Source organism: Streptococcus penaeicida (assembly GCF_002887775.1).
GTDB classification, from domain to species: Bacteria; Bacillota; Bacilli; order Lactobacillales; family Streptococcaceae; genus Streptococcus; species Streptococcus penaeicida.
The window spans coordinates 90,155-102,163 of sequence record NZ_LOCM01000033.1 but is presented as its reverse complement, the minus strand read 5'-3'; the positions used below and the strand labels follow the sequence as shown (position 1 = coordinate 102,163).

The 12,009-nt window shown below is 37.5% G+C and carries 12 protein-coding genes; 8 read left to right on the top strand and 4 right to left on the bottom strand.

Annotated elements, in window-relative coordinates; translation table 11 throughout:
* The first annotated feature begins 7 nt into the window (after window positions 1–7).
* Window positions 8–364 (top strand): DUF1304 domain-containing protein, encoded by a 357-nt coding sequence (locus AT575_RS09795; RefSeq protein WP_102778151.1) that lies wholly within the window; start codon window positions 8–10, stop codon window positions 362–364.
* Window positions 365–409: 45 nt separating this feature from the next.
* On the opposite strand, the gene AT575_RS09790 is transcribed toward AT575_RS09795, so the two are convergent.
* The 4 genes from AT575_RS09790 to AT575_RS09780 are packed head-to-tail and all read right to left on the bottom strand — an operon-like array spanning window position 410 to window position 2,211.
* A complete protein-coding gene (locus AT575_RS09790) occupies window positions 410–1,021 on the bottom strand; it encodes a DUF4097 family beta strand repeat-containing protein (RefSeq protein WP_245871544.1) in 612 nt (203 codons plus the stop codon).
* Window positions 1,018–1,317 carry a hypothetical protein gene (locus AT575_RS10930; protein WP_245871543.1) on the bottom strand — a complete coding sequence of 100 codons (300 nt, stop codon included), beginning with the start codon at window positions 1,315–1,317 and terminating at the stop codon, window positions 1,018–1,020. Before AT575_RS10930 ends, AT575_RS09790 begins: the two co-directional genes overlap by 4 nt.
* Window positions 1,314–1,898, bottom strand: a complete 585-nt coding sequence (locus tag AT575_RS09785) for a DUF1700 domain-containing protein (RefSeq protein WP_102778150.1) — start codon at window positions 1,896–1,898, stop codon at window positions 1,314–1,316. The genes AT575_RS10930 and AT575_RS09785 overlap by 4 nt, the downstream gene beginning before the upstream one ends.
* Window positions 1,885–2,211 (bottom strand): PadR family transcriptional regulator, encoded by a 327-nt coding sequence (locus AT575_RS09780; RefSeq protein WP_102778149.1) that lies wholly within the window; start codon window positions 2,209–2,211, stop codon window positions 1,885–1,887. The genes AT575_RS09785 and AT575_RS09780 overlap by 14 nt, the downstream gene beginning before the upstream one ends.
* Window positions 2,212–2,409: 198 nt before the next feature.
* On the opposite strand from AT575_RS09780, the gene AT575_RS09775 reads away from it, so the two are divergent.
* From AT575_RS09775 to AT575_RS09745, 7 genes are all read left to right on the top strand, one after another.
* Window positions 2,410–3,027 (top strand): NUDIX hydrolase, encoded by a 618-nt coding sequence (locus AT575_RS09775; protein WP_102778148.1) that lies wholly within the window; start codon window positions 2,410–2,412, stop codon window positions 3,025–3,027.
* Between the two features lie 163 nt (window positions 3,028–3,190).
* Entirely contained in the window at window positions 3,191–4,054 is an 864-nt protein-coding gene (locus AT575_RS09770; protein ID WP_071794184.1) for a 3-hydroxyacyl-CoA dehydrogenase family protein, read from the top strand.
* A 36-nt stretch (window positions 4,055–4,090) separates the two neighbouring features.
* A complete protein-coding gene (locus AT575_RS09765; protein WP_071794183.1) occupies window positions 4,091–5,308 on the top strand; it encodes an acyl-CoA dehydrogenase family protein in 1,218 nt (405 codons plus the stop codon).
* Window positions 5,309–5,392: 84 nt separating this feature from the next.
* A complete protein-coding gene (locus AT575_RS09760; protein WP_102778147.1) occupies window positions 5,393–6,643 on the top strand; it encodes a thiolase family protein in 1,251 nt (416 codons plus the stop codon).
* 23 nt (window positions 6,644–6,666) lie between these two features.
* A complete protein-coding gene (locus AT575_RS09755; RefSeq protein WP_102778146.1) occupies window positions 6,667–8,715 on the top strand; it encodes a 3-hydroxyacyl-CoA dehydrogenase/enoyl-CoA hydratase family protein in 2,049 nt (682 codons plus the stop codon).
* Window positions 8,716–8,755: 40 nt separating this feature from the next.
* A complete protein-coding gene (gene fadD / locus AT575_RS09750; RefSeq protein ID WP_102778145.1) occupies window positions 8,756–10,294 on the top strand; it encodes a long-chain-fatty-acid--CoA ligase FadD in 1,539 nt (512 codons plus the stop codon).
* A gap of 26 nt (window positions 10,295–10,320) precedes the next feature.
* Entirely contained in the window at window positions 10,321–11,892 is a 1,572-nt protein-coding gene (locus AT575_RS09745; protein ID WP_102778144.1) for an acyl CoA:acetate/3-ketoacid CoA transferase, read from the top strand.
* The last annotated feature ends 117 nt before the right edge of the window (window positions 11,893–12,009 follow it).

Genomic DNA, 12,009 nt, shown 5'->3' with positions numbered 1-12,009 from the left:
AAATCATATGTCTATTATTACCATCGTTCTGGCAACACTAACAGCTTTAGAACAAATTTATATTATGTACTTAGAAACTTTTGCGACAGCTTCAGCTGCTACCCAGAAAGTCTTTCAATTAAGTCAAAGTGAATTAGAAGATAAAACGATTGCCAGTCTCTTTAAGAATCAAGGGATTTATAATGGTTTGATTGCCTTTTTACTTTTATATGGTATTTACTTGTCTCATAACAGTGAGATTGTAGCTTTGTTTTTAATTAATGTTATAGTGGCAGCAATTTATGGGGCCATGACTGTTGATAAGAAAATCCTTTTGAAGCAGGGTGGCTTAGCTATTTTAGCATTGATAAGTATGCTTTTCTAAGACTTACAAAAATAACCCTGGGATATTTATCCTAGGGTTATTCTTTTATTCTATAGTTATGTCACCGAGTTTACTGTTTAGTTCTAATTTGTTTTTAGAATCTGATTTTAGATTAGAGGTAATATCGGAATCACCTAATGCTTTATTGGTTTTCACAGCTAAGTCATGTTCTTTTAGATGGATATCAGCATCGCCCATGTTTAAGGTTAATTGGTTTTGATTAAGGAAGGTAAGTTCAGAAGCAGTGAAATCACCAGCACTTAGGATTAATTGAGAATCGGTAAGACTTGATGCGCTAAAGTCCATATTCCCAGCATTAACTTTTAGTTGACTATCGCTAACGTTACTGTCAATAAAGGTCATATCGCCAGCCTGAAGTGTGAGTTGAGCTTCTCCAATTTGAGAAGAATTGATTTCTAGATTGCCAGCTGATAATTCAAAATCCATGTTTCGAATTTGACTATCTTCTATCTGTAATTCACCGACTTTTAGACTACCTTTGAGACTTTGAAGTTTACTTCCTTTTGGAAGGGTTATTTGAATAGAGTAGCCTGAATCCACACCAAAGTGTCCAACTTTATCGATATCTATGAGATTGCGTAAAGTCAGAAACCTTACAGTCGTTTTACTTTGGAGGAGTTTGGCTTTTTCTGTTATTGATAGTTTTTTACCTGTCTGGTCAATTTTGAGGGGTAGTTCTTGTCGTCAAAATAGGTAATGGTAGCCTTGTCTTGATTACCTGTTTTTATGGTGATATCTGAGACATTACAATTTAGTGAAATCTGATCAAAGCTAGTCAATTCTTTAGTTTTATAGGTATGATGCTTTGGTTCTTCTTTTGAAGTTGATAAGGCTGACCATCCACCCCTGACAAAGCCCAAACCTGCCAAGGCAGCACCTGAAAGTAGTAAGCAAAGTGATGTCAGTAAAAGTGTTTTTTTCCAAGTTTTCATGCTGTTTGACCTCTCTTTAATAATTTTTGAATGAGGACCGCTCCACCACGGATAAGGGCTGCACAGGCTTCAACACCAAGAAAGATTGATAAGAGTGAACCACCAATCATGATGAGACCCATGCCAAAGCTAAGGATGGTTGAATTTATTGAGGTTGCTAGGTAAGAAAAACTATCGATGAGAACATAGCAACCATTGGCGAAGAATGAAACTCCTAAGAGGATTAGTGAAAAAATGATTGCTCCAATGGCAAATAGGAGAGCAAGAACAAGTGTGATAATGGCAAATAGGATTGGTAAGGCGGCTGGAGCTGCCAGAATTGACAGGATTGTCAACCAGATGATTTTGGCATAGTGTTTTGGTTTTTTATCTTCAATCTCAATTTTATCTTCAAGTAGTCGACCTAAAATTTCACTAGCTGCTTCTTTTGGACTACCAAGATCGGCGATGACTTGTGTTTCATTTTCGGGACCTGCTTCATCGAAGTATTCGGTAAAGTAGTCCATTGCTTCTTGAAAATCATCTTGTGGTAATTTTCGAAGCTGATTTTGTAGCTCTGCTAGATACTCAGTTCTTGTCATGTCGGAGACTCCCTTCGATTATTGCATCTAAATTTGCTTTGTAGCTTTGCCATTCCCCTTCGAGAAAAGCAAGTTGTGTGTGTCCGTCTGATGTTAATTGATAATACTTACGTTGGCGTCCTTGATGTTCTTGACTATAGGTCTTGAGATAACCAGCCTTCTCCAATTTTTTTAGGATTGGGTAAAGGGTTGACTCCTTAATATTGGCTACGAGTTTAATGGTTTGACTAATATCATAGCCGTAGGAATCTTGGTCTTTGACGATAGACATAATTAAGAATTCAATCAAGGTAGCTGATACGGGAAAATACATATCGATACCTCCTTAATGTGTATAATTTTTATATATAAATATTTTACACATTAAGTATATGACAGAGAAAAGAATAAGTCAAGAGATTATGTGTAAAAATTTTATATATTTAAAAATGGACTTTAAAATATGCAATTTCTTGACCTAAGACGTATTTTTTTGTAATCTTGGGAAAAGAGTATTGTGCGAGGATTTAAGATGGAAGAAAGAATCAAAGAAGTATTGGCTAATTATCATCCAAAGCCTTTGGGACAACAGAAAGAATATGCTGTCTTTTTACCATTGGTTTGGGATGAAGGGGCTTGGCAGGTATTATATGAAGTCAGAGGGCAAGATATTTCACAACCAGGAGAGGTCTCTTTTCCGGGTGGACGTTTAGAGCCAGGAGAGACTTTTGCAGAGGCGGCTTTGCGGGAATGCACAGAAGAATTAAATGTAAATCCTGGCCAAGTTGAGATTTGGGGAGAAATTGACTATATTGTTCAAGCTAAGCGCACTATTCATTGTTTTGTTGGTCAACTTCATTGCGATAATTGGCGAGACTTGAAATATAATGAAGAAGTTGATCATCTCTTCACCGTTCCTCTAAATGACATTTTAAATAAGGAACCTGTCTTTTATGACTTGCCCCATCGGATTAAAGAAGGCTCTAACTTTCCATTTGAAAGAATCCGTAATGGTGAAAAATATGCCTTTAATCATCAATCATCAAAAATCCCATTTTATGAGGGATTTGATGAAACGATTTGGGGTTTGACGGCTCAATTTACAGATTGTTTTAGTCGGATTTTAAGAGAAAAAAATGAGTCAAAGTAAATGACTCGTTTTTATTTTGCTCTGTTAGTGAAAAATAGAAAAGCCAGTAGTTCATTTTGTAGGAAAAAGATATTTTCTTTACTCATTTTTGTCGATGAATTTAAATCAACTAGTTTGTATAATGAAACTATCAATTAAACAAAGTCAAAAAAGGAGATTTAAAATGACAAACATTAAGACAATCGGAGTTGTTGGTGCAGGAGCTATGGGTGGCGGTATTGCTAACCTTTTCGCTCAAAATGGTTATCAAGTTGTTTTAAGAGATGTTGAACAACGTTTTATCGATGCAGGTATGGCTCGTATCACTAAATTCATGGAAGGCAGTGTTAAACGTGGCAAATTAAGCCAAGAACAAATGGACGAAACATTAGCACGTATTACAACAACAACTGATCTTAAAGATTTTAAAGATGTTGACTTCGTTGTTGAAGCTGTTATTGAAAAAATGGAAATCAAACAAGCTGTTTTCAAAGAGCTTGAAGGTATCGTTCGTGAGGATGTTATCCTTTCAACTAATACTTCTTCATTATCAATTACTGAAATTGCCAATATTTTAGAAAACCCAGCTCGTTTTGCAGGTATGCACTTCTTCAATCCAGCACAAGTTATGAAATTGTGTGAAATCATTTATGGTTTTGAAACTTCAGATGAAACAATTGCAATTGTTAAAGAATTAGCTGAAAGCATTCGAAAAGAAGTGGTTATCGTTAAGAAAGATGTTCCTGGATTTATCGTTAACCGCATTATGATTCCTCAATTTATTGAAGCGATTAAAGTTTTAGAAGAAGGAATTGCTTCTAAAGAAGATATTGATAAAGCAATGCGTTATGGATTAAACCACCCAATGGGAGCGTTTGAGTTACAAGACTACGCTGGTGTTGATATTGGTTACCATGTTATGAATTACTTCGCTAAAGAATTTGGCGATAACCGTTGGACTCCACCAACACTTTTGAAAAACATGATTCGCGCAGGACGCAATGGTAAGAAATCTGGTAAAGGTTTCTACGACTACGATAACAAATAAAAAAAATACAAAAATATTATAACGGAGGCCTTATAAATGGTTAAAGAATCTAGAGCAGATAAGTTGTTTGCAAGTGGTGAAATGTTTTACTCAGATTTATACAATTATGCTGATGGTTTGACAGCGGGTGAAAAAGAAGTTCTTAAAGAACTTGAAGACGTTTTAAAAAATGATTTAAAACCTCTTTTGGCTGAGAACTGGCATAATGCTACTTTCCCATTAGAACAATTTAAAAAAGTTATTGACCTACATCTTATGGATGATCCTCGTTTATTAGAAGGTCGTGAGAATGGTCGTATTTCTGAATTGTTTAGAGGATTTCGTGCTTATACCCTTGCAAAAACAGATCCCGTTTTAGGAACTTTCTATACAGCAAATGGTGGTTTATTCCATGAATGTGTTCGTCTTGGCGGAAGTCCAGAGCAAGTTGAAAAAATGATGCCTGGTGTTTACTCATGGGATGGTTTAGGAGTTCTTGCCATGACTGAGCCTGATCATGGTTCTGACATTGCTGGTGGTATGGCAGCAACTGCTAAACGCGATGGTGATTACTGGATTTTAAACGGCCACAAAAAATGGATCGGTGCTGGCACTTTAGCTAAATACCATGCATTCTTTGCACGTGACGTTGATGATAACCAAGTGAAATTATTCTATGTTGAACGTGAATCTGAAGGAGTTGAAACCTTTGTTACTCCTGAAAAAGCTTTCTTCCGTTCAATGCCAAATGCTGAAATCATTTATAAAGATGTTCGTGTTCACGAATCTCAACGTGCTCAAAACGTGAATTCTTGGAAAGACTGTGCTAACATTCTTCGCAACACTCGCTCTGATGTGGCTTGGTTGTTAGCTGGAGCGACTGCTGGTGCATTTGAAGCTGCTTTGACTTACACTCGTGAACGGATGCAATTTGGTAAACCAGTTGCTGGTTTCCAATTGATTCAAGAGAAATTAGCTCGTATGGCTATGAATGCTCAAGCTACTTTAGCAATTGCCGTTCGTTTAGCTGAGCAACAAGAACAAGGAATCTACCGTGAAGAAGCTTCATCAATGGCTAAGCTTCATAATGGTTTCCGTGCTCGTGAAACTGCAGCTTTAGCGCGTGAAGTTGGTGGTGGTAACGGAATCTTACTAAAATACGATATTCCAAGATTCTTTGCCGATATCGAAGGTATGTACACTTATGAAGGAACTCATGAAGTGAATTCATTAATCATTGGTCGTCACTATACTGGACTTTCTGCCTTTATTTAAAACTTAAAGAAAAAGTGAGATTGTGTCGGGTCTAAAAAGCTCGACCAATCTTGTCATTAGATAAAATAAGAGAAGAGGATAAAAATGTTAACTACTAAACAAGAAGAAATCGTAATCGTTGGTGCGGCAAGAACTCCTGTTGGAGCTTACCTTGGTGATTTAAAAACAGTTCCTGTTGAAGTCCTTGGTGAAGTGGCTTTGAAAGAAGCTGTTGACCGTGCTAAATTAACTGTTTCTGACATTGATGAGGTTATTGTTGGTCATGTTACAGGCTCACAAACAACTAACAACCTTGGAAATATTATTGGTATCAATAGCGGTCTTCCAGATACTTCAACTGGTATGACTGTTAACCGTATTTGTGGTTCAGGTATCCAATCAGCTATATCTGCATCACTTGAACTCTTACATTCAAATAATAAAATCATTGCTGCTGGTGGTGCGGAATCACTATCACGCGCACCATATCAATTACCTGATAGTGCTCGTTACCAAGCCTTTCGTATGGGCGATGTCCAAATGATCGATGCTAACTTAGAAGGTCACCGGTCAGCATCAGGTCGTAATTCTGGTATTGCACATATGGGTAATACAGCTGAAAACGTTGTTCGCAAATACAATATTTCACGTGAAAAACAAGATCAATTTGCATATGATTCACAACAAAAAGCAGCTAAAGCTATCGAAAGTGGACGCTTTGCTCAAGAGATCGTTCCAGTTGAAGTTCCTGGACGTAAAGGTCAAGTAACAGTTGTTGAAAAAGATGGTCATCCACGTCCTGATACAAGCTTGGAAAGTCTTGCTAAATTACGTCCAGCTTTTGAAAAAGATGGTAGCGTAACTGCTGGTAATGCTTCTGGTTTAAATGATGGAGCTGCCTTTGAAATCTTTACAACTGAATCATTAGCTAAAGAAAAAGGCTTAGAAGTTATGGCTAAGGTTGTTGACTATCAAATTTCTGGTTGTGCTCCTGAAACAATGGGCTTAGGACCTGTTTATGCAATCAATGACTTGTTAGAACGTCAAGGACTTGACCTTGTTAAGGATATCGATGTTCTTGAAATTAATGAAGCCTTTGCTGGTCAAACAATTGGATGTTTAATCGAGCTTGGTATTGATATGGATACTGACTTCTATAAAAATAAATTCAATCCACATGGTGGAGCAGTTGCTCTGGGACACCCACTTGGTATGTCAGGTGCACGGATTATTACATCACTCTTATATGAGTTCAAGAATAACCCAGATAAACGCTATGCCATTGCTTCAGCATGTATCGGTGGTGGACAAGGTATTGCTTTACTTCTAGAAAATGGCTACTACACTGGTAAATAAGATTTAGACAAGGGAGAGGTTTTATGACACAAGAATTTACAGTTGCCGTAATTGGCGCAGGAACTATGGGCTCAGGAATCGCCCAAAAAATCGCCCAAGAAGGTATTAAATGTTACTTAGTTGACGTTTCGCAAGAGGCTGTTGACCGCGGGATGGACATCATCAAGACAATGTTGGATCAAGGAAAAGAACGTAAAGTTTTCACAGACGCTTTTGTTGAAGCAACTTTAGGAAACCTTATTCCAACAACAAACTATGAAGATGTGAAATCAGTTGATTTTGTTATTGAAGCTGTTTTTGAAGATGAAAAAGTTAAAGCTGATGTTTTAAGTAAACTTGATCAAATTTGTGATGAAAAAACTATTTTAAGTTCAAACACATCAAGTTTCTATATTAAAAACTTGGCTAAAGCCACTAACCGTCCAGACCGTTTTATCGGAATGCACTATTTCTTCCACCCAGCAAAAAACCGTTTATTAGAAATCATTTCGCATGAAGGAACAAGTCCAGAAACTGTCGCAATTGCTAATAAATTCTCTGATATGCATGGTAAAACAGCTATTACGGTTAAAGATGCTCCTGGTTTTGCGGTAAACCGTTTCTTCGTTCCTTGGTTAACTGAAGCTGTTAAACTTTTTGAAGAGGGAGTTGCTAATAAAGCAACAATCGATGCAGCGGCGCGTGCAGCCTTCAAAATTGGTATGGGTCCATTTGCCTTGATGAATGCTACAGGTATCCCAGTAGCTTACCACTCAGCAAATACCCTTGGTCGTGAAGTTAGTGATTCATATTACCCATCACAACTTTTGAAGGAACAAACAGAATCTCGTCAACTTTGGGATTTAGAAGATGGTCCGATTGACGAAAGTAAATTCCAAGCTGTTCAAGATCATTTACTTGCAACTGTTATCAGCGTTTCTGGTAAATTAGTTGACGAAGGTGTCGCATCAATCGAAGATGTTAACCGTGGTGCCGTTGTTGGTCTTCGTTGGAAAGTTGGACCTTTCCAATTAGCTAACCAAATTGGTGTTAAAAAAGCTTATGAAATGGTTGAAAAACTTGCTAAAAAACGTCCAGGTTTTGAAGTAAGCAGTCTATTGAAGAAACAAGCAGAACTTGATGAAGACTTTGACTTTAGCTTTGTTGACTATTCAGTCGTTAATGGTATTGCTCGCATTCGCATCAACCGTCCAGAAGCAATGAACGCTCTTAACCCAACTGTCGTTGGTCAAATTGAAGAAGCCTTTAATAAAGCTGAAGCAGATGATGCTGTTCGTGCAATTGTCTTCTCAGGAGCTGGTAAAGCCTTTGTTGCTGGAGCAGATTTGAAATTCTTCGTTGATGCTATTAAGACAAATTCACTTGATAAAAACTATGCTTTCACTTCAGGTGGACATAAATTACTACGTCGCATTGAATTAAGTAAGAAATATACGATTGCATTACTTGATGGCTTATCATTAGGCGGTGGCTCTGAATTAGCACTTGCTTGTCAAGCAATCATCGCAACTGAAAAAGGCTCTATGGGATTCCCAGAAAGTGGACTTGGTATTTACCCAGGATTAGGTGGAATGCTCCGTACCAACCATCAAATTGGTAAAGAATTGACTAAATACTATGTGCTTACTGGCCGTGGAATCACAGCTAAAGATGCAGCAGATTTAGGGATTGTTACAAAACTTGCTGAAGCAGGAAATCTTAACGAAGCGATTGAAGAAGTGGTAACTGCGGGACGTCCTGATAAATACCGTGACCGTCCATTACCAGAAAAATATGCTGAAATTAAAGCTGCCTTCTCAGATGCAAACTTTGCTAATACGGTGAATGGCCAAGCTTCTGAGGGAGTTAGTCCTGAATTTGCAGCTAAAATGGCGAAAATAATTTCATACAAAGGTCCTGGCATTGTTAAATTAATCCCAGAAATGATTGATCAACAGGCTGAATTAACTTTGGATGAAGGCATTGCCTACGAACTTTCACTTTTAAATGAAACATTTGCTAAAGAAGAAGCATTAATTGGTTTAGAAGCTTCATTAGCTGGTAAACGTCCAGACTACAGTGGATTAAAATAGGAAAAAGGGTTAAACCCTTATAGAGATAAAGGAGCCAATAGTGAAAAATGATTGGTTAGCTGAAAGAGCTCGCTTAAGCGGCTCTAGAATCGCAATAATAGAAGCTGAAAAAGGCCATCGTTGGACTTTCCAGCAAATGAATCAGCGTGCTATTAATCTAGCATACTATTTACAATCGCAAGGTATTGAACCTGGTGATCGCGTTGCTCTTTTTTCATCAAACGACATTGCCCATTTTGATTTACTCTTTGCTTGTACTAAAATTGGTGCCATCTTCATTCCACTGAATTGGCGCTTAAGAGATACTGAAGTCGAACATATCGTTGAAGATTCAGCTCCAAAAATCATTCTTTATTCGCGCATTCATAAAACAAGATTGTCTTTAGTTAATGAACAGTTACTTGACCTTGATATTGATTCCGAAGAATACAATGATGTTGTCAATCCTGATATCAAACATGAGATAGAGCAAAAAGCATTTCCTCAGGAAGACATTGCCGTACTCATTTACACCAGTGGAACAACTGGTCAACCCAAAGGTGCTATGATTAGCCATAAGGCAATCATTACTAATGCTTTGACCAGTATTCCAAGCTGGCATTTATCTGCTAAAGATCGTGGTATGACAACAACACCAATGTTCCATACAGCAGGTTTGTTTTGCTTCACGATACCTATCCTGGTAGCAGGTGGTCAAATTGTTATACAGCGCTTTTTCTACACCGATGAAACCATAGAGATTATTAGAGATTTTAAGCCGACAAAAGCTTTCTTTGTTCCGACTATGTGTTACATGTTAGCTGACTCAGATTTATTTGTTAAAGAAAATTTCGATTCTTTAGAAATGGTTATATCGGGTGGAGCTCCGCTTTCGGAAAAAGTTTATCGCTTATTTGCAGACCTTGATTTACCACTGGTTAATTCCTATGGATTGACAGAAATTGGTCCAAATAATTTCTCAATTCACCCAGCTTTACAAAAAAGTAAACCAACTTCAGTTGGTAAACCAATTCTTTTCAACACAGTTCGTTTAGTAGATGAGAATGGTCAAGATGTGGCTGATGGGGAAATTGGAGAACTCATTATTAGTAACGAGGCGCGTTTCTCAGGTTATTGGAATAAACCTGAAGAAACTGCTAAAACGCTTAAAGAGGGTTATGTTTATACAGGAGATCTAGCAAGAATAGATGCTGATGGGGATTATTTTATCGTTGGCCGCAGTAAAGATATGATTATTACGGGTGGTGAAAATGTATATCCAAGTGAAGTAGAAACAGTTTTGAACAAATTCCCTCAAGTCATGGATTCCACGGTCTTTGGGATTCCAGCGGAACAATGGGGAGAGAGTGTTGTAGCAGCTATTATTCTAAAAGAAGATAGCGGTGATATTCTTGAAGAATTAAAAGAATTTGCTAGAGAACACTTAGCTGGCTACAAAACACCAAAACGCTATTATATCTTAGCAGAGTTTCCAAAATCACCAGTTGGAAAAATAGATAAAAAAGCTTTACTTGCAATGGCTAAAGAAGAAGAGGAAAGACATGCAAGTCGTGAAAAAGTACAACAAATTATTATGTAAAAGAAAAGATCTGAAGAGGGATAACTATGGAAAAATTGATTAGCTACAGAGAAGCAGCCAATCTCATTAAAGACGGTGATTTACTTGCAACCTTGACCTTTGGTCTAGGTGGTTTGCCTGAGCAATTACTTATTGGTGTTGAAGAACGTTATGCAGAAGAACAACATCCAAAAGATATTACTTTTATGTGGTCATGTGGTATTGGGAATAACCAATATGGACGTGGTGCCGATCATATGACTGCACCAGGTATGGTTAAACGCATTATCGCTGGACACGTTGGTTCATCACCAGGTATGGTTGAGAAAATTGTTAACAACGAGTATGAGGTTTATTTGTGGCCACAAGGTGTTATCACTCAACTTTATCGTTCAATTGCTGGACGTAAACCATATCTTTCAAAAGTAGGTCTCAAAACATTTGTGGACCCACGTTTAGAAGGTTCAAAATCAACCTCTATCACTAAAGAAGAATTGATTAAACTCGTTGAATTTAATGGTGAAGAATGGTTACATTACCCTAACCTAAAAATTGATGTTGCCTTTATCCGTGGAACTTATTCTGATGAAAATGGTAATATCTCATTAAAAGATGAAACATGTAAACTAGAACAATTAGAACTAGCAATGGCTACTAAAAATTCTGGTGGTATTGTTGTCTGCCAAGTTAAAAAAGTTGTTCAAAATGGACAAATCCATCCGAAAGATGTTCAAATTCCATTCGGTTTAGTTGATTATGTGTGTATTGGTGAAGATGAATACCATAAACAAACAATGGGTACTATCTATGATCCAGTATTATGTGGGGATGTTAAAGTACCAGTTAACCATGACAAAGTCGTACCCGCACCATTAACAACGCGTAAGATTACAGCTCGTCGTGCAGCGATGGAATTACGCCCTGGTGATACTATCAACTTAGGTTTTGGTTCACCAGATATGGTTGCCCAAGTAGCAGCCGAGGAAGGTGTTAGTGACCGTTATAATGCAACGTTGGAAATGGGTCTTTGGGGAGGTATCCCTGCGGTTGGTTTAGATTTCGGTTCGGCTTTGAACCATGAAGCATCTATCCCAATGACTAACCAATTTGACTTCTATGATGGTAATGGACTAGATCTAACTGTTCTTGGTATTGGAGAAATTGACCAATATGGTAATAACAACGTTACTAAATTTGGTCCTAAAGTTCCTGGACCAGGTGGTTTCATTAATATTTCTCAAAATACCAAACGGATTGTTTTTATCGGAACCTTTACTGTAGGTGGTAAAGTCCACTGTGAAGATGGAAAATTGGTTATTGATGATCAGGGTCGTGGTCCTAAATTCATCAAAAATGTTGAGCAAGTAAGTTTCTCTGGTGAATACGCAACTGAATCTGGTCAAGAAGTTCTTTATGTTACTGAACGTGGTGTCTTTGATTTACATAATGGTCAAGTTCGCTTGATTGAGATTGCTCCGGGAGTTGATTTACAAAAAGACATTTTGGATCAAATGGAATTCGAGCCTGCAATTTCTGAAGACTTAAAAGTAATGGATTCTGGTATTTTCAGTGAAAACTGGGGTAAACTAGCTAACATTATTGATTCTAAAGAAGCTTAAATGAAATAGTGAAAAACAGCATCCTTTCATCAAAAGGGAAGCTGTTTTTTCCATGCTAAATAGTTGTTGAAACGGCTTTCATTGTTTACAATAGAAGAGAATGATGAAAAAGGATGG